The organism is Sinorhizobium fredii USDA 257 (assembly GCF_000265205.3).
Classification (GTDB): domain Bacteria; phylum Pseudomonadota; class Alphaproteobacteria; order Rhizobiales; family Rhizobiaceae; genus Sinorhizobium; species Sinorhizobium fredii_B.
The window spans coordinates 2195400-2214194 of record NC_018000.1 but is presented as its reverse complement, the minus strand read 5'-3'; the positions used below and the strand labels follow the sequence as shown (position 1 = coordinate 2214194).

Here is an 18795-nt window from a genome sequence, read left to right as displayed (position 1 = left end):
ATGTACACCAAAAACCGCCTGAAAGCCCACCTTGCCGCCGGTCATGTCGCGTTCGGATGCTGGGTCGGCGGCGGCTCGCCGACCAATGCGGAAATCCTCGGCCATGCCGGCTTCGATTTCCTGCTCGTCGATCACGAGCATGGCGTCGGCGAAACCAGCGAGATCATCGACACGCTGCGCGCCATCGAAACGACGCCCTCGCCGGCTCTGGTCCGGGTCCCCTGGAACGACCATGTTTTCCTGAAGCGGGTGCTCGATGCGGGTGTGCAATCGGTGATGATCCCCTCGGTCGATACGGCAGAAGCGGCGCTGGCGGCCGTTCGGGCCTGCCGCTATCCGCCGCAAGGCATCCGGGGCTATGCGGCGGGCGTGGTGCGCGCCTCGACCTTCGGACTTGAGCCCGGCTATGTCCACAAGGCCAACGAGAACATGCTGATCGCGGTGCAGATCGAGTCCCACACGGCAGTCGACAATGCCGATGTGATCGCGGCAACAGAAGGCGCCGACATCATCTTCATCGGCGTCAACGATCTCGCCGGTTCGATCGGCCGTCTCGAACAGACCGGCCATCCGGAGGTGCGCGAACTGGTTCAACGCGCCGAGAAGGCGATTCTCGCCTCCGGCAAGATCATGGGCACCGTGCCTAATGCCGGCGCCTCGGTCGCCGAACTGATCGACCGCGGCTACCGCGTCATCGCCGGCCCGCATGACGTGGCGCTGCTGCGCGATGCCGGTCTGGCCGCGATGGCCGAATACCGGGCGCTGCGGCAGGCGGAAAAGGGCGGCGAACAGGTCGCCTCATCCTCACACTTGCAGAAGTCTTACTGACCGGGCCGTCCGCCGCCGGGTCGTTCCGTGCCGATGGTCTTGGAGCCTTCCAGGGCCACCGGGATGGCATCACTGCTGTTGGTCCGATCGCCCAGCCGCGGAACCTGCTCCACCGAGTTCCGCCAGGGTTGCTGCGCGACCTCGAGGCCGATCCGATCGCTGGCCGCCGCGCGCGTCGCGCTCGTCTCGGTCCGGACGCCAGGAAGCTTACGATAAATTTCCAGGTAGTCGCGTGTCATCCGCTCGGTGGTGAAGCGTCGCTCGAAGGCTTCGCGCACCAGTCGCCTGTCGAGGCTCAAGACTTCATCCATCCTTCCCACGGCCTCCTCTACCCAATCCACGAGAATCCCCGATACGCCGTCCTCGATCACCTCCGGGGCGGAGCCGTACCGAAATCCGAGCACCGGCGTGCCGCAGGCCATGGCCTCGATCATCACCAGGCCGAAGGGTTCCGGCCAATTGATCGGAAAGAGGAGGGCGGCCGCGTTGCCGAGGAAGTCCGCCTTCTGGTGTTCATCGATCTCGCCGATGAACTCGACATTCGGATGGCTTGCCACCAACGGCTCGACCACGCTCTCCCAGTAGGCCCGATCCGCCTTGTCCACTTTTGCGGCGATCTTCAAGGGCATGCCGGCTTGGGTGGCAATATCGATTGCTCTCTCCGGACCTTTCTCGGGCGAAATCCGTCCCAGAAAGGCGAGATAATTGCCGGCGGGCTTTTCGGTAAACGGCAACACCGCCTCGTCCAAGCCGTGATAGACGGTGCCCCTCCAGTTAATGGGCGGGATCGGCCGGCGCTGATCGTCGGATATGGACACGACGGGAATATCCGTGAAGAGGCGATAGAAGGGCTGGAGGTCCATTAGGTCGAGACGTGTATGAAGTGTCGTCACCGTCCGGTCGGCGAAATCCCTGACCAGGGGAAAATGCAGAAGATCGATATGGAAGTGCAGGACGTCGAATTCCCGCGCACGACGCCGGACCTCCTCCAGCATGACGACGTGGTGGGGAAGGAAGTCGGTGACATCCGGGTTGAGCCTGAGGGCGACATCCGAGCAGGGTACCAGCTCGGCAGAGGTGAGCGAGTCGCCGCTCGCAAAAAGCGTGACGTCATGGCCGAGCCTGACGAGTTCTTCGGTAAGGCAATAAACAATCCGCTCCGTTCCTCCGTAAAGCTTCGGCGGAACGCGTTCTGCAAGCGGGGCGATCTGGGCAACTTTCATTGCTAAACTCCTGTGACCGCGCCAAGGAGCGGCGCGGTGCGTGCGCTCAGAAGGGCAAGGCCGATCTCACCTGCAACAATTGCCGAGAGCCGCTCTTGTTCCCGAAGCGCATCGGCTGGCTGCCTGTGGCTGCAGACGGGACGCTCGCTTCGCAAGAGGGTTGTGTCGAGAGCCAAGAAGACCTGGAAGCTCGCCTCCGGCAGGTGACTTCGCCGATCGGTGTCAAGCTTCCGAGGGCGTTGCCAGCGGTCCGGGCAATCGGGTTGGAACCTTCCTCTTCGAAGGGACGTTTGCGAACAAAACTCCCGCGAAGGTTTAAAGATGCCGGACGAGACGAAGAGACCAACTGTTCTCATCACTGGCTCGAGTGGTTTCCTCGGGCAGGCGATCGCGCGCGGCCTCAAAGACGGCTACCGCGTCATCGGCTTGGATGTGGCTGCACCGAAAGGCTCGTCGGACCGCCTCGAGACGATCGAGATCGACCTTACCTCCGACGAAAGCGTCACAAAGGCGGTGGAGGAGGTGGGCAAGCGGAGCGGCGGGCAGGTCGCCTCGGTGATCCATCTCGCCGCCTATTACGACACGACCGGCAAGGGCGATCCGAAATATGATGCGGTCAATGTTCAGGGCACGCGTCGGCTGCTCGCTGCACTCAAGGGACTTGAGACCGAGCAGTTCATCTTTTCCAGCACTCTGCTGGTGCATGCGCCGAGCCCTGAGAAGGGCGTGAGGATCAATGAGAACTCGCCGCTCGAGCCTTCCTGGGTCTATCCGCAATCGAAGGCGAAGACCGAAGCGGTGATTGACAAGGAGCGCGGGCAGATCAAGACGGTGATCCTGCGGCTCGCCGGCGTCTATGACGAGGATTGCCGGGCCGCCTTCATCGCCCAGCAGATTGCCCGCATCTTCGAAAGGCTGCCGACCGCCTATCTGTTCACCGGCGATCTCGAGGCGGGACAGCCTTATCTGCACAAGGACGATCTGGTCGAGGCCTTCGTGCGCACCGTCGACCGCCGCGCCGAACTGCCGGACGAAAGCGTGATGCTGGTCGGCGAGGAGGAGACGCCTTCCTATGGGGATCTGCAGAAGCGCATCGGACGGCTTCTCCATGGCGAGGACTGGCGCACCTTTGTCCTGCCAAAGGGCCTGGCCAAGACCGGGTCGTGGATGCAGACGGAGGTGCTCGATCAGGAGAGCGACATAAAACCGTGGATGGTTGAGAATTCCGACGACCATTTCGAGATCGACATTTCCCGCGCCCGCAGCCTGATCGGCTGGGAGCCGAAGCACAGCCTCACCCGGACCCTGCCGGAGATGATCCGGCGCCTCCAGGACGATCCGACCGACTGGTACGAGAAGAACAAGCTCGAACCCTCCACCGTTGCAGCTTCGGAGCCGGAGATCGAGCAGGCCAAAAGACGGCTCGAAGCGCCGCTGGAGCGCAGCAACAGGCAGGTCGAGGCCGCCGTCGAGCGCCAGCGGCTTCGCACCCTCTGGGCGCCAATGGTCAATGTCGCGCTGGGGCTGTGGCTCGTCGCCTCGCCGCTGACGCTCGGCCTTTTCGACCCGGTCGCCGCGCCGATACCGCCTGCCCTCGGGCACGAGATCGCGGCGGCCGACATCCGCAATGCGCGTCTCGGCATGAGCGAGATCGCGTCGGGATTGCTCGTCGTACTGTTTGCATTTCTCGGCATGTACCGCCGCTGGGCCTGGACGCAATGGATCACGGCGGCTCTCGGCGTTTGGATCATGCTTGCGCCGCTCATATTCTGGACGACCAGCGCTGCCGCCTACGCCATCGACACGCTTGCCGGCCTGCTGATCCCGGTGTTCGCCGTGATGATCCCGCCGACGCCCGGCATCAGCAGGCGGGCGCTCGCGGCAGATGACGACCGGCCGCTCGGCTGGAGCTATTCCCCCTCCGCCTTCACGCAACGCATTCCGATCGTGGCGCTCGCCTTTGTCGGCCTGTTCGTCTCGCGCTATCTCGCCGCCTACCAGATGGGGCATATCGATGGCCTCTGGGACCCGTTCTTCGGACCCGGCGGGGCTGCCGTCGGCAATGGCAGCGAAGCGGTAGTGACCTCTTGGGTATCGAAGGGCTTCCCGATCGCCGATGCCGGGTTCGGCGCCTTCGCCTATGCACTCGACATCCTCGCCGGCGCGATCGGCGATCGGCGCCGCTGGCGTACCATGCCGTGGATGGTGCTGCTCTTCGGCCTGCTGATCATTCCGCTCGGCGTAGTCAGCGTCTCCTTCATCATCATCCAGCCGCCGCTGATCGGCGCCCTCTGCACGCTCTGCATCATCCAGGCGGCCGTCACCGTCGTGCTGATCCCCTATTCGATCGACGAGGTGCTGGCAGCCGTCCAGTACCTCTGGCGGGCAACAAAGGCTGGCGAGCCGTTCTGGCGCACCTTCTGGCGGGGCGGCCCAGCCCTTTCGGAAAACCAGTCACCGGAGCCGGATCTCGAGCGGCCGGCTTCCGAACTCATCAAGGAATTCATTACCGGCGGCGTGAACTTCCCGTGGACGCTGGTGGCGAGCGTGGTTCTCGGTGCGGTCCTGATGACGACGCCGCTCATCTTCGGCAGCGCTCCGCCGCTTTATTACAGCGACCATGTGATCGGCTGCCTCGTCATCATGATCGCCGTCACCGCGATGGCGGAGGTCGCCCGACCGGTGCGTTTCCTCAATGTCGCGCTCGGCGCCTGGGTCGCGGCCTCGCCGTTCCTGCTTTCCGGCGGCGGCACAGTTGCAAGCTTAGCGGATGTGCTGATCGGCCTGGGCCTGATTGCCCTCAGCCTGCCGCGCGGGACGCGCAGCGAGGAGCATTATGGCGGCTGGGATCGGGCGATCGTCTGAATGATCTGGAGCTTGTCCCGCGGGGCGCCTGTCTACCTGGCCTACGACACGTCCGACAGCCCGTCGAGGCGACGCGTGCCGTACCAGCCGCCAAGCCAGGCGGCAGCCGCCCCGAGCAGCAGCGAGAAGAAACCCAGAAATGCGCCGCTGGAGACGAGGGTGGCGGCCGTATCCGCCGCATCGGCGGCCCTCCGCTGCGCATCCTCAACGGCCCTGCGGTAGGTCTGTTCGTAGTCTTCAACGCGGGCGCGCGCCTGATCCGGGGGGATGTTCTGAGCACGCGCAAGGGCGTCGGCTGCTCGGTTACGCGCTTCCTCCGCTTGTGCCTCGTCGCCGGTGACGAGAGCGCGGATCGACGCGACGGCCGCATCCCGCATCGCGGCCGGATCATTGCCTCCGATCGTTTCGCGGATCTGCCGCTCGATATCTGCGAAAGGGTCGTCGGCCGTTGCAAGCGTGGGAGCCGCCGTCGTTGCGACCGTCGCGACGGTGCGCCCGGCGCCGCCGACGACAGAGGAGAGACCGCTGAGCGCCCCCCCGAGCAGCGCACCGACGGAAGTCGTCAGCAGATAGACGACGATGAGCGTCGTGACGGCCCACGATGTCAGCCCATGATAGGCTCCGGTCGCCGTACCGGATCGCCCCGAAAGCCGGCTGGCCAGATAGCCGCCGGCAAAGGCCGAGACGATCCCGGAAAGAGCGAACCAGATACCGCTCGCGATCGAGAACGTGCCGGGGCCGGGATTGTCGCCGCTGCCGGGGTCGAAGGCTGCCGCGCCGAGGCCGACGCCGAGCAGATTGAGCAGAAGCTGGACTGCCAGCGCCAAGGCAACGCCGGCGAAGATCGCTGCCCAGGAAAGCTTGTTGGGCGCGATGGCGACCAGAGGCTCGGCGGGCGCTGTTGCGGGACTCGTGTAGAGCGGGTCGCTCATGGAAAGCTCCCTTGGGATTCAGGATGTTATCGTCCTGAAGCTAACCGAGCCAAATCGGATTGGTTCCCCTTCAGGAAGCTCTACCGGTTAACCAGCCAGAGGATCACGGTCAGGAGGATGCCGACGAGTAGGCCGGTGGTGATCGGGATGTAGATGGTGAAATTGTCGCGCACGATCAGAATGTCGCCCGGCAACCTGCCGAAGCCGATGCGCATGAGCCACGGCCAGAGAATACCGACAGCGACGATGATGAGGCCGATGATAATCAGGATACGGGACATCTGTGCCTGTCCAGGCTCGCGAAAAGCGAAGACTGCACCGATCATATAGGGCTTGCCGCCGATGGCCTACTGCATGAGACGATGCATCCGACCTAAAGCCAGCCCCTAGGTGGCTGCCGTCAGAGCGCCGGCGAACAGAAAAGCCGAGTCGATGGTGGACAATTCGCATTGCCAGGCCCGGCGGCCCGTTTCGATGTCCAGGAAATGATAGAAAAGCCCTTGTACCCGGATGCACCGGGCTCCGGCCCCTGCCGGCAATCCAGCAGGAAACGCATTCGCCTGCGGGTGATCTTGGCAGCGAATTCGCGGATGACCACCCCGCGCTCGACAACGACGGGGATCGTCGCCAGCGCCATGCCGATTGCCGCGATGCTTGCCGGCGCATGCGGCTCGGTCTTGTCGCGGACGAGGCCGTTGTCCGGGTTCGTACATTGGAGATAGTACAACAAGGTGGTGAATTGCAGCCGCGCCAGATCCTGGTCCGTCGGTAAACGATCGAGCTCGGGGGCGGTCGTGATCATTTCGGACATGAGCGCCACGCTTGTCATACAAGACGAAGTCGAACTCCAAACCGCGGCGACGGGCAAAGTCGTGCGCCATTGTCACATCTCGAAATGAGAGCATTGTCCCTGTCGCCATCGACGCGAACCAGAACGATCGGACGGTCCCCGGAAATCCCACGTGACCAGAGCGCTTCCCGATCCAGGCGGGTTTTCTTGAATGCACTCGCCAGCCGCATGGCCGGATTTGCGAACAGGATGCGCGCGGCAAGCTGGTTGACCAGCGATACTTCGGCGGCGGTCAAGTTCGAGCCCTGAAGCTCCTCCTGGTGAGCCTCCAGCGCTTCCGCTGGGGCGTCAGCCCCTCGTATTCGCCGTAGTTCCACTCCATCAAATTTCCGTCGGCGATGGTCTCGGGTCCGACCATCAGGTCGCAAGTCTCCCGTGCCCGCCGCAGCGGGCTTACGAGGACGAGGGCGAAGGTTCTGCCGGCCAGCACCGGCCGCATCCGTTCCGCCTGTCGTCGTCCGTTGTCGGTCAAGGGGAGGTCTGTCGTTGCCGTGTGTCGTCCGCTCAGACTCCACTCGGTCTCCCCATGCCTGATGACGAATATGTTCACGTCCAGGCCCTCCCGGCTCAGACGTTGTCCGCTTCCGTCGAACCCCGCCGACCACCCACGGCCGCCGCCTGTCCCCACGCCCAGCCGGCGATTTCGGGCATGTCTTCGCCATGCTTCTCGATGTACAGCTTATGGGCGATGAGTTTCTCGTGGATTGCCTGCTTGAAATAAGCGGCGCGCGCACCCAATTGCGGCAGCCGGTCAATGACGTCCTCGATGAGATGGAAGCGGTCGACTTCGTTCATGACCACCATGTCGAACGGGGTGCTCGTCGTTCCCTCTTCCTTGTAGCCGCGGACGTGCAAATTGTCGTGGTTGGTTCGACGATAGGTGAGCCGATGGATGAGCCACGGATAACCATGGAAGGCGAAGATTATCGGCTTGTCCTTCGTGAACAATGCGTCGAAGTCGCGGTTTGACAGGCCGTGCGGATGCTCTTCCGACGGCTGGAGCTTCATCAGATTGACCACGTTGATCACCCGCACTTTCAATTCCGGCAGGTGCTCACGGATCAATTCGACTGCAGCCAGTGTTTCCAGGGTCGGAACGTCACCGCAACAGGCCATCACGACATCAGGCTCGGCCCCCTTGTCGTTGCTTGCCCACTCCCAGATGCCAAGTCCCGCGGTACAATGCTTGATCGCCTCGTCCATCGTCAGCCATTGTGGCGCGGGCTGCTTGCCCGCGACCACGACGTTGACGTAGTTGCGGCTGCGCAGGCAGTGGTCCGTCACCGACAGAAGCGTGTTGGCATCCGGCGGCAGATAGACCCGGATAACGTCCGCCTTCTTGTTGACCACGTGATCGATGAATCCCGGGTCCTGATGGCTAAAACCATTGTGATCCTGGCGCCAGACATGAGAACTCAGAAAGTAGTTCAATGAGCCGATGGGACGTCGCCACGGGATTTCGTTACAGACCTTCAGCCACTTGGCGTGCTGGTTGAACATCGAGTCGATGATGTGAATGAACGCCTCGTAGCAGGAAAAGAAGCCGTGGCGCCCGGTGAGCAGATAGCCTTCCAGCCATCCCTGGCATTGATGCTCGCTGAGGACTTCCATGACCCGGCCGTCCGGCGCCAGATGATCGTCCTCCGGATAGATGTCTGCCATGTAGCAGCGATCGGTGACCTCGAGCACATCCTGCCAGCGATTCGAATTGTTCTCATCCGGGCTGAACAGACGGAAGTTCTTGCTCTCCATGTTCAATTTCATCACGTCCCGGAGAAACTTGCCCATTAACCGTGCCGACTCGGCCGTCGTCGCCCCGGGCTTGGGAACGGAGACCGCATAGTCGCGGAAATCCGGCATCTTCAGGTCGCGCAGCAATAGGCCGCCATTGGCGTGCGGATTATCGCTCATCCGCCGTCGGGCCGTCGGCGCGAGCGCCTCCAGTTCGGGCTTGAGGCGGCCGCCGTCGTCGAACAGTTCCTCTGGCCGATAGCTCTTCATCCACTTTTCGAGAATTCGGATATGCTCGGCCTTGTCCATATCGCCCATTGGCACCTGGTGTGAGCGCCAGTAGTCCTCGCACTTCTTGCCGTCGATTTCCGGCGGGCAGGTCCAGCCCTTCGGTGTACGGAAGACGATCATCGGCCAGGCGGGACGTTTCACGTTGCCGTTGCTGCGCGCATCGGTCCAGATTTTCCGAATTTCCGCCACGGCGGTATCGAGCACACCGGCCAACTGCTGGTGCACGCTCTCCGGGTCACTGCCCTCGACGAAATACGGGGCGTAGCCCATGCCCTCGAAAAATTTTTGCAGCTCGTCCCTGGGGATGCGGGCGAGGAAGCACGGGTTGGCGATCTTGTACCCGTTGAGATGGAGGATCGGGAGCACGCACCCGTCGCGGGCCGGATTGACGAACTTGTTGCCGTGCCAACCGGTCGCCAGCGGTCCTGTCTCCGCTTCTCCGTCGCCGACAATACAGGCGACGATCAGATCCGGGTTATCAAACGCCGCCCCGTAGGCGTGGCTCAATGCATAGCCAAGTTCGCCGCCTTCGTGAATGCTGCCGGGCGTTTCCGGCGCTACATGGCTAGGAATGCCGCCGGGGAAGCTAAACTGCTTGAACAGCCGCTTCATGCCCTCCCCGTCCTGGCCGATATTTGGATAGACTTCGCTGTAGGTGCCTTCGAGATAGGCGTGCGCAACCAATGAAGGCCCGCCGTGCCCCGGTCCGATGATATAGATCATGTTGAGGTCGTCGCGTTTGATAACGCGGTTGAGATGGACGTAAAGCAGGTTCAAGCCTGGCGACGTGCCCCAGTGGCCGAGCAGTCGCGGCTTTATGTGCTCGCGCTTCAGCGGCTCCTTCAGGAGAGGATTATCGAGGAGATAGATCTGGCCCACCGAAAGGTAGTTCGATGCCCGCCAGTAAGCATCCATTGACTGCAGTTCTTCTTGAGAAAGCGGACCGCCTGTTTCCGACCGCTCCTTGAGTGCGAGCTTTGACTGCCGTGCCGTGTTAAGCGAAACCATGGGAACCTCCGCCGTCGAGAACCCATTCCGCTGGAAGAGGAGAACGGGTCATCCCACTTGCGGCCTGCACGAACTTGCAAGCCAATTCGGGTTACCGGAACGCGTTCTAAGGCCGAGGCACAATTGCTGTCGCGAAATCATTATCACTGGACGTTCGTCACTGGATGTTCGCCACGCTCAGCATTCATCACGAGCGGGAAGCGCCGCTAGCCGCAATCGCGGCAGATAGGAGCACTTCGTATACGCTTGCGGCTCGATATGTTCGTCCCGCCGTCAGGGAAACCTTCGTGCTACCATGCAATATGCTGATGAGACTTCGACTTTCGCACAAAGAGCATCCAAGGCACAGTAAATTCGAAGCGAACGATCCGGTTTTGATCCGGCAGCGAGAAATCGCTTGTCGGGTTTCACCAAGACTGCCGTCGGTACGGCAGCGGTGGCGGCGCTCACCCACGCCACCAGCGATCGCACATCGCCGGATATGCCGGCGAAAATCGGGAGCGTCAGTCATGCGCGGTGAGTGCTTGAAGCGTTGTGCGTCTGAAACGACGCACGACGGTGTAGGCTGAGACAGCGGCTTACTTCTGCTCGTCGGTCGCGAGGCCGTATGTCTCGAAAAGACGCGCTTGCGTTCCATCGGCAATGACCTTGTCGAGGCCCTTCTGCATGCGGCCGATCAATTCGTCCGGTACAGAGGGATTGCAGGCGATCGAGTAGATGTCCTCGGCAAGGACCACCGTCGATTCGATGGGTGTTCCCTCGCGCTTCAGCTTGTCGAAGTATTTCTCCGAGATCGGCATCAGGTCAATGCGGCCGGTCAGAAGCTTTTTGAGTGTCAATTCCAGGTCCGTGGCGAGGTCGATCCGCGGAAAGCCGTTTTCCTCGAGAATGGTCTGGGTGAAGTCGTCGCGCTGCGTGCCGACCTTGAAGGCTTTGGCCTCGTCGAGCGACTTCGGATTGGCGGGCGAACCGGCCTTGCGGATCAGCACCGTGCGGCTCTTCAGCAAAGGTTCCACCCATTTGAAGCGGCCGTGGCGCTCCTTGTTATGGACGGTGGTGAAGACGCAATGCATCTCGTGATTCTCGGCCAGGAAAAGCGCCCGAGCCCACGGCATCATCTCCATCGTATATGGGAGGCCGGCATCCTCCATGAGAAGCCGGACCTGCTCGACGGAAGCGCCCTTATAGACTTCGCCCTCGCGAAAATTGAAGGGCGGGTAGGACTCGGTCACGAATTTCACGTCCGCCGATTGGGCAACCAGCGGGAAGAGAAATGGTATCAAGAAGAAGAGCTGTTTCATTGTCAGGTCCTTGGCACGGCCAGCAACGGCCGTTGCTCGCATTCGAGTCCGGATAGAATTGCGCCGACGGGCTGGGGGCGCCCGAGGAAATAACCTTGCCCTGAGTTTACGTCCAAGGAGAGGAGCGCGTTCAGCTGCTCCTCGGTTTCGATCCCCTCGGCGACGACCTGGCAGTTCAGCTCCTTCGCCACCGTATGAATGCCGGCGACCAGCTTGCGGACCCGCCGGCGGACCATTTCGCTTTCGTCCGTCAGCGATCGGGTGAAGGCCTGGTCGATCTTGATGATATTGACCGGGAAATGAACGAGGTAGCTGAGCGAGGAATAGCCCGTGCCGAAATCGTCGAGCGCGATCTTCATTCCGGCGCTGCTCAGAGCGCCGAGTACGTCGCGGATATCGGGGCTGTGGTGCATCAACACCGCTTCGGTGATTTCGATGACGATGCGGCTGGGGGTGATCCCCCATTTCATCAAGGTGGAAACGGTGCTGGCCGGCAGTTTGGGGCAAAATTGCAGGGGCGAGAAGTTGACGGCCAGATAGGCATTTTCCAGGCCCGGAACGGACGTCAGGCGGGCCAGGTGGGCGACGGCCTTCTCGAAGATGCGCTCGCCGATCCTGAGGATCGCGCCGGTCTCTTCGGCGACCCGTATGATATCCGCCGGCGGCAGCACGCCGTGTTCGGGATGGTTGAGGCGCATCAGCGCTTCGAAGCCGGCGATCCGCCCGACCTTGAGATCGACGATCGGCTGGAGATGCACGTCGAACCAGTCCTGCCGCAGCCCCTCCTCGATATAGGTGTCGATCTTCAGCCGTTCCTGAGCAAGGCTTGCCATCCTCGGGTCGAACAGTTTCGCGCCGTTCTTGCCATTGTGCTTGCGGGCATACATCGCCATGTCCGACTTCTGCAGCAGTTCGGCGGCGGTTATCGCCTGTATCGGATAGAGCGCGATGCCGATGCTGGCGCTCAGCGACAGCGTGTTGCCGTCGACGATGACCGGCTCCGCGCAGGCGGCGGCGATGCGCTCGGAGATCTGCAGCGCGGCGTTCTGCGCCTTGCTTGCCGGAATCAACACGACGAATTCGTCGCCGCCCAGTCGCCCGACCTTATCCTCGCCGCGCACCTGCGCCCGGATGCGGCCGGCGATCTGGCGCAGCACTTCGTCGCCGGCGGCATGGCCGAGATTGTCGTTGATCTGCTTGAAGCGGTCGAGGTCGATGAGCAGGCAGGCGAGTTCTCCGCCGTCTTCGGCGGTCTGCCGGATCGCCGCATCGAGCGCCATCTCGAAGCCAGGGCGGTTGAGGAGGCCGGTCAGATGATCGGTGATCGCCTGAACATGGTTGCGCTGTTCCGCCGTCTTCAGTTCCGTAACGTCGGTCATCACGGCCAGCGACAGGGTTTCGCCCGCCTCCAGAGCCTGCACCTCTTTGATCAGAACGTCGATCAGGCGGCCGTCGGCGCATCGGAACTTGACAGTAACGGTGGCGGCTTCCACGTCCTCGCTCGCCTGCCGCTTGCGGTTTTCGTAGGCGGCGCGCGTCGCCGGGTCGAGAAAATCGGTGAAGGCGCGGCCGACAACGGTGTGGCGATCGTAGCCGGTGGCGAGCAGCCAATAGTCGCTCACCGCCGTCAGGCGATCGTCGTCGTCGATGGAATAGAGCTTCGCCGGCGTCAGATTGTAGATGCGCGTCGTCTTCTGGTGGGCGCGCTTGAGATCGTTTTCCTCCTGGGCGAGACGCGCTTGCATCTCGTTGAAGTTGGCGGCCAGCATTCCCATTTCGTCGGCGGATACCCAGTCCACCAGATGGCGGGATCCGAGCCGGCGCGTCGCGTCGATAGCGTGTGTCAGGCGGAGCAGCGGCCGCGTCACCATCATGCGGTTGCCCAGGATTGCCGCCGCCGTGATGATCACGATCGCAAACAGGAAGATGCCGATATAGACGGCATCGTCGACCTCGAAATCCGAGCGGAGGTCGCGCTGACGCAGCGCAATCTCCAGACTTCCGACCGTCTTGATTCCATCGACTGAGTGATAATGGACGGGGGTGGAGAGAATCTGCCCGGGCGGATCCTTATCGCGGGAGCGCTCCGGCAGCCTGACGTTGAGCCCGCCGGCGACCTCGTAAACACGGACGGAAACCACCGAACGGTCTGCGAGGATCGTACTGGCGATCTGCCGGACGCTCTCCTCGTCGAAATCCCAAAGCGGCTTTCCAAGGGCCAGCGAATTGGCTTTGAGCAGGACTTGGCCGTGATCGATGACGTCGCGATAGGCGCGCTCATTCGAGAGATAGAAGAAAAGCACGAAGAGCGGCGCGATCAACAGCAAGAGAGCGCTGGAAACGATCAGTATGAAGCGGCTTTCTACCGAATGCGTATTCATCAATTTGCTCAGGACCACACCGCACCGAGAAGGCAACGCGAGGTTCACCTGCGGCCTTAATTCCGGTCCGAGCTCCGCTCCGCGGCAGGGCCGCAGCGATCTGTCGCCAAACCCATCAGCAATGCGAGCAAAACCGAACCGAGCCTATGGTCCATTGAAAACATTAGACTTCGGTAAATAATACTGCTCGCCGATAGCCGGATCGCGTTGGAACATCCGATTTGCGCAGATGTCGCCGGCGCCGACCGGGAATCGTCCTTGTCCAGGTCTTCATGGCGTCTGGCGGCTGCCGTGGCTTTGGGCGAGGAGCCAATCCCGCATCGATCGGACATGCCCGGCCTTGTGGGGACTGCGCGGATGGACGATGTAGAAGCCGAGCTCGTCGGTCACGGCAAAGTCGAGGGGGCGGCAGAGGCGCCCGGCAGCAAGATCGTCCTCAACGAGCGCCTCGGTGGCGAGCGCGATGCCCTGGCCGGACACGGCGGCATCGATCGCCAAGGAGCTGTGCGAAAACCGCAGCGACTTGAGGGTCCTGACGTCCGCCGCAACGCCGGCGCGCTCGAGGAACACCGGCCACATGCCGTGCGCGTCGTGGAGCAGCACGTGCCGCGTCAGATCCTCGACGGTACGGATCTGGCTTTCGGCGACGATGGTAGGGCTGCAGACCGCAATGAAACGCATAGGAAACAGCAGTTCGCCGGTCAGCCCGGGCCCGAAGGGCGGCTTCGTCTGGCGGACGGCGAGATCGACCCCGTCGCTTTGGAAATTTGCAAGCCCGTTGCCCGCAAGCACCTGCACCTGCGTGTCGGCGTTCGAATCGGAGAATTTGCCGAGGCGCGGGATCAGCCATTTCGCCGCAAAGGACGGCGTCACGCTGATCGTCACGACGGTCGTTGCGGGTTTCAGTTCCTGCGTGGCGTCCGAAATCAGCGACAGAGCACGCTGCAGCGGCTTCATGTAGCGCCGGCCTGCCTCGGTCAGTTCGAGACCCCGAGCGCGGCGATCGAAGAGCCTGGTGTTCAGATGCTGCTCGAGAGCGCGCACCTGCTGCGCGACGGCCCCTTGTGTGACGCCCAGCTCCTCCGACGCGACGCGGAAATTCAGGTGGCGCGCCGAGCTCTCGAACATCCGGAGCGCGTTCAGAGGGGGAAGTGTGTAGGGTCCTTGTCCGCCAGCCATCCAGTAGTTTTCCTACAGGCACGAGAGTATTTTTCTGCTTAGACCCGGACCGCGCGCCATGTCAAACTCGGCCGAATTTTCAGGCAATCTCCCGCGAAAGGACTGGACATGACAGAGAATAGAGTGGCGCTCGTCACGGCAGGCGGCAGCGGCATGGGGGCGGCGGCGGCGCGCCGGCTCGCCACGGATGGCTACAGGATTGCGGTGCTCTCCTCCTCCGGCAAGGGCGAGGCGCTGGCGCGGGAACTCGGCGGCCTCGGCGTCACCGGCTCGAACCAGTCGAACGAGGACCTGAAAAAGCTCGTCGATCTTGCCATTTCCACCTGGGGGCGGATCGACGTGCTCGTCAACAGCGCCGGCCATGGACCGCGCGCGCCGATTATCGAAGTCAGCGACGACGACTGGCACAGAGGCCTCGACACCTATTTGATGAACGTCATCCGCGCGGTGCGGCTGGTGACCCCGGTCATGCAGAGCCAAGGCTCGGGCTCGATCATCAACATTTCGACGGCCTGGGCCTTCGAGCCCTCCGATATGTTCCCGACCTCGGCCGTTTTCCGCGCCGGCCTCGCCGCCTACACGAAGATCTATGCGGACAGCTATGCGAAGGACAACATCCGCATCAACAACGTGCTGCCGGGCTGGATCGACAGCCTGCCGGCAACCGAATCCCGGCGCGACAGCGTGCCGATGAAGCGCTACGGGACGAGCGAGGAGATCGCCGCCACCGTCGCCTTCCTCGCCTCCGAGGGCGCCGGCTATATCACCGGCCAGAATATCCGTGTCGACGGCGGGCTGACCCGCTCCGTGTAAGACCAATCATCGTCGCGCAAGGGCCCGCGCAAGAGTCGGCGCGGGATCGCAGCGGCCGGCCTACGAGCAGAGTGCGCGCACGAATAGTCCCGCATGCCGCCGTTTCAATGCCGAAGCGATCGCCGCCAGATCTTACTTCATTTTCGTTCCCGTCTTGAGCCTGGCGTTCAACTCGGCCTGCGCACGTTCCAACCGGGCGAAACCGCGCCATCGACGCGGCTCGCCGCCTCCACAATGAATGGCTGAAATAGGTACGAACAGCGGAGCAACGGTTCGGGAACGAAATAACCTGCCCTACTCCTTACGGATTACGACAGGTGCGGAACCTCTAGGGAACAAACCTTTCGCCTCGTGGTTGGCGACCGGAAGGGACTGTGAGGTTGGAGAACAGTCAATGAAAGGTATCCTCATCAAGAGTGCCCTTGCCTTGAGCCTGGGTGTGGCCTACGGGCCGGCGCTCGCGCAGACGGAGCAACCGGCGCAAGGTCAGTCCACGGAATGTCCGGCTGGCACGGAATGTCCGCAAGGCGGGGCCGAACAGGGCCAGCAACCCGACGCGCAAGACGGAGCAACCCAACAGGGTGGCGAGGCGACCGGCCAGGGCCAGCAGGGCCAGTCAGGCGAGCAACAGCCGCAGGCCGAGCAGGGCGGCACCGAACAGCAGCAGCCGGATCAACAGCAGCAAGAGGAAACCGGCACGCAGCAACAACAGAAGCAGCAGCAAGGCCAGGATAGCTCCGATCAGCAGCAGTCCGATGGTGATGCATCCAAATCCGAGACCGAGCAGCAGCAGGGCGAAACCCAGCAGCAATCGGGCGAAGACGAATCGCAGCAGACCCAGGAGGGTCAGGCCACCGGTTCGTCCACGGATGTCGACGTGACGGTGGAGCAGAAGACCGAGATCACTCAGATCATCAAGGAAGAGAAGGTCGAGCCCATCGACGTTGATTTCGACGTTTCCGTCGGCGTTGCCGTTCCCGAAACCGTAAAGGTCAAGCTGAGGCCGGTTCCGGCCCGCATCATCAAGATCGTGCCGAGATACGAGGGCTATCTGTTCTTCGTCTTGGCGGACGGCCGGATCGTCATCGTCGAGCCGTCGTCGCTGAAGATCGTCATCATCCTGGCCTAGCGATTTGAGCGTGAACTAGGCTCGCCGGATCGTCCGGCGGGCCTCTTTTCGAACACAGATGGAGGAGGGTGGATGAAAGACGATTGGCATGGCCACAACAGGCGGAACGCGACGCGCGCGGAGCCGCGGCGCGACCATGACTACGGCGGACAGGGTGGACGGTTCCGCGACAGAGCGCCTGACGAGGAGCGGTGGCTTCGCAGCGGCGACGAGAGTGGCGAAGGCGCCTGGTTCGCGGACGCGCTGCGACATTCGGATCGTGGCCGCGACTTTCGCGGCCGACGCGCCGATCTAAAGCGCCGCATCGAGGAGCTCGGTTCCTTCGATCCTTACGAGAATGCGCCGCCGTTCCGGAACCGGTCCGGTCAAGAGGATTGGCCAGGCGCCCGCAGGGGCCGCGACGAAGATGGGCGCTTCCGGGGCAAAGGACCGCGCGGGTACAAACGATCAGACTCGCGGATCGAGGAAGACCTCAACGATCGGTTGACCGAAGACCCATGGCTCGACGCCTCCGACATCGAAGTCTCGGTTGCGGGTGGCGAGGTGACGCTGGGCGGCTTGGTTTCGAGCCGCCAAGACAAGTGGCGGGCGGAGGACTGCGCAGAAGCCGTTTCCGGCGTCTCCTATGTGCAAAACAATCTCCGGGTGAGGCGGGCGGGCCTGTGATGGTTTCGGCTGATCAGGCGCGTGTTCAACATCCCCCTTGACCACTATGTTATCGATAACATAGGCTCCTCCTCAACCGCCGCTTTGGGAGGAGCGCATGGATCGTCAAAAGCTCTTGGAGTTCCGCTCCATCACCAAGGAGTTCGGCGGCACCCGGGCCCTGTCCCAGGTCTCGCTCGACCTCGAAGCCGGTGAAATCCTCGCGCTTCTCGGCGAGAACGGCGCCGGTAAATCGACCCTGATCAAGACGCTCGCCGGCATCTACCGGCCGGATGGCGGCGAGATACGGTTCCGCGGCGAACCCTATGTCAACCAGCCGCCGAAGCCGAACAAGCGGCAGCCGGTCGCCTTCATCCATCAGGATCTCGGCCTCATCGAATGGATGACGGTTGCCGAGAATGTCGGCCTGGCACAAGGCTTTTCGATGCGGACGCGGCTGATCGACTGGCGGCGCACGGAGGAGCGGGCCCGCGAGGCCTTGCGTCTCGTCGGCTGCGATTTCGATCCCTCGACCCGCGTCCAGACGCTGAGCCGCACGGAAAAATCGCTGGTGGCGATCGCCAGGGCGCTGGCCGTCGAGGCGGACGTGCTGGTGCTCGACGAGCCCACGGCAAGCCTGCCGGCGGACGAGGTGGAGCGGCTCTTCAACGCCATCCGGCCGCTGAAAGAGCGTGGCGTCGCGATGATCTACGTCTCGCACCGGCTCGACGAGATATTCCGGATCGCCGATCGCGTGGCCGTGCTGCGCGACGGCCGTCTCGTCGGCCAGAAGCCGGTCGCGCAGACGACGCCGGACGAACTCATCGAAATGATCGTTGGGCGCAAGGCCGATCAGCTTTTCGTCAAGGCGGCGAGCACCCCGGGCGAAGCGGTTGTCAGCGTCAGGCAGCTCGCCTGCCAGGGCGTCGGTCCCGTCTCCTTCGATGTGCTCAAGGGCGAACTCATCGGCCTCGTCGGCCTGCGTGGCGCCGGCCAGGAACTGGTCGGGCGCGCCCTGTTCGGCTGCGCGCCGTTTTCGGGAACAGTGACGATCGGCGGGCAGCAACCGGACCTGACAAGCCCGGTTGCGGCGATGCGCTCCGGTGTCGGCCTGATCGCCCGCGACAGAACGGAAGAATCGGTCGCCATGTCGCTGTCGCTGCGCGAGAACACCTTCCTCAATCCGCAGGCGGCCGGCCGCGGCCTGTTTTCGGTCCTCGCGCCGGCCAGGGAGGCCGCCCTGGCGGAGGCGATCGGTGAAAGCGTGGGCCTGAGGCCGAATGACCAAAGCCTGCCTATCGAAGCCCTTTCGGGCGGCAACCAGCAGAAGGTCGTGGTCGGCCGCTGGCTCGCCACCGGCCGCAAGCTGCTCGTCGCCGAAGACCCGACCGCGGGCGTCGATGTCGGGGCCAAGGCCGACATTTATCGGCTGATCGCGCGGGCGCTCGAGGCGGGGCTCGCGGTTGTCGTCGTCTCGACCGACTTCGAGGAAATCGCCCATATCTGCCATCGCGCCCTGGTCTTTTCGCGCGGACGCATCGTCCGCGAGTTGCAGGGTGAAGAACTGACGACCGCGGCGGTGATTGCCGCCGCCTCGGCCTCCGAAGCCGCCTGAGTTC

At 62.9% G+C, this 18795-nt stretch carries 15 protein-coding genes and 1 pseudogene; 6 read left to right on the top strand and 10 right to left on the bottom strand.

Annotated elements, in window-relative coordinates; translation table 11 throughout:
• Complete coding sequence (locus USDA257_RS10240; RefSeq protein WP_014762872.1) at window positions 1-828, top strand: HpcH/HpaI aldolase family protein; 828 nt, start codon at window positions 1-3, stop codon at window positions 826-828.
• Here USDA257_RS10240 and USDA257_RS10235 read toward each other — a convergent pair.
• The gene (locus USDA257_RS10235) at window positions 822-2051 is read right to left on the bottom strand and encodes a glycosyltransferase family 4 protein (RefSeq protein ID WP_014762871.1); all 1230 of its coding nucleotides are present in this window, start codon (window positions 2049-2051) and stop codon (window positions 822-824) included. The two genes, USDA257_RS10240 and USDA257_RS10235, sit on opposite strands and share 7 nt — an antisense overlap.
• A 321-nt stretch (window positions 2052-2372) precedes the next feature.
• On the opposite strand from USDA257_RS10235, the gene USDA257_RS10230 reads away from it, so the two are divergent.
• Window positions 2373-4916, top strand: a complete 2544-nt coding sequence (locus USDA257_RS10230; protein ID WP_014762870.1) for an NAD-dependent epimerase/dehydratase family protein — start codon at window positions 2373-2375, stop codon at window positions 4914-4916.
• 41 nt (window positions 4917-4957) lie between these two features.
• On the opposite strand, the gene USDA257_RS10225 is transcribed toward USDA257_RS10230, so the two are convergent.
• The 9 genes and pseudogenes from USDA257_RS10225 to gcvA all read right to left on the bottom strand — a co-directional run bounded on the left by USDA257_RS10225 (window position 4958) and on the right by gcvA (window position 14589).
• Complete coding sequence (locus USDA257_RS10225) at window positions 4958-5848, bottom strand: hypothetical protein (RefSeq protein WP_014762869.1); 891 nt, start codon at window positions 5846-5848, stop codon at window positions 4958-4960.
• 80 nt (window positions 5849-5928) lie between these two features.
• Entirely contained in the window at window positions 5929-6129 is a 201-nt protein-coding gene (locus tag USDA257_RS10220; protein ID WP_041415112.1) for a DUF2905 domain-containing protein, read from the bottom strand.
• A 111-nt stretch (window positions 6130-6240) separates the two neighbouring features.
• A pseudogene (locus tag USDA257_RS10215) lies at window positions 6241-6659 on the bottom strand (glucoamylase family protein); the annotation flags it as partial.
• Between the two features lie 14 nt (window positions 6660-6673).
• A complete protein-coding gene (locus USDA257_RS10210; protein ID WP_014762866.1) occupies window positions 6674-6934 on the bottom strand; it encodes a hypothetical protein in 261 nt (86 codons plus the stop codon).
• A complete protein-coding gene (locus USDA257_RS10205; RefSeq protein WP_223843415.1) occupies window positions 6931-7248 on the bottom strand; it encodes a histidine phosphatase family protein in 318 nt (105 codons plus the stop codon). Before USDA257_RS10205 ends, USDA257_RS10210 begins: the two co-directional genes overlap by 4 nt.
• 17 nt (window positions 7249-7265) lie before the next feature.
• Window positions 7266-9728 carry a phosphoketolase family protein gene (locus USDA257_RS10200; protein ID WP_014762864.1) on the bottom strand — a complete coding sequence of 821 codons (2463 nt, stop codon included), beginning with the start codon at window positions 9726-9728 and terminating at the stop codon, window positions 7266-7268.
• 578 nt (window positions 9729-10306) lie between these two features.
• Window positions 10307-11029: a substrate-binding periplasmic protein gene (locus USDA257_RS10195; RefSeq protein ID WP_014762862.1), complete on the bottom strand. Its 723-nt coding sequence runs from the start codon at window positions 11027-11029 to the stop codon at window positions 10307-10309.
• Between the two features lie 2 nt (window positions 11030-11031).
• Complete coding sequence (locus USDA257_RS10190; protein ID WP_041414061.1) at window positions 11032-13410, bottom strand: putative bifunctional diguanylate cyclase/phosphodiesterase; 2379 nt, start codon at window positions 13408-13410, stop codon at window positions 11032-11034.
• 270 nt (window positions 13411-13680) lie between these two features.
• The gene (gene gcvA, locus USDA257_RS10185; protein WP_014762860.1) at window positions 13681-14589 is read right to left on the bottom strand and encodes a transcriptional regulator GcvA; all 909 of its coding nucleotides are present in this window, start codon (window positions 14587-14589) and stop codon (window positions 13681-13683) included.
• A gap of 108 nt (window positions 14590-14697) precedes the next feature.
• On the opposite strand from gcvA, the gene USDA257_RS10180 reads away from it, so the two are divergent.
• From USDA257_RS10180 to USDA257_RS10165, 4 genes are all read left to right on the top strand, one after another.
• Entirely contained in the window at window positions 14698-15402 is a 705-nt protein-coding gene (locus USDA257_RS10180) for an SDR family oxidoreductase (RefSeq protein ID WP_014762859.1), read from the top strand.
• A gap of 394 nt (window positions 15403-15796) precedes the next feature.
• On the top strand, window positions 15797-16531 hold the full coding sequence (locus USDA257_RS10175; RefSeq protein WP_014762857.1) for a DUF1236 domain-containing protein: 735 nt from the start codon (window positions 15797-15799) through the stop codon (window positions 16529-16531).
• Window positions 16532-16603: 72 nt separating this feature from the next.
• The gene (locus tag USDA257_RS10170; RefSeq protein WP_014762856.1) at window positions 16604-17197 is read left to right on the top strand and encodes a BON domain-containing protein; all 594 of its coding nucleotides are present in this window, start codon (window positions 16604-16606) and stop codon (window positions 17195-17197) included.
• Between the two features lie 97 nt (window positions 17198-17294).
• The gene (locus USDA257_RS10165) at window positions 17295-18791 is read left to right on the top strand and encodes a sugar ABC transporter ATP-binding protein (RefSeq protein WP_014762855.1); all 1497 of its coding nucleotides are present in this window, start codon (window positions 17295-17297) and stop codon (window positions 18789-18791) included.
• Window positions 18792-18795 lie beyond the last annotated feature (4 nt).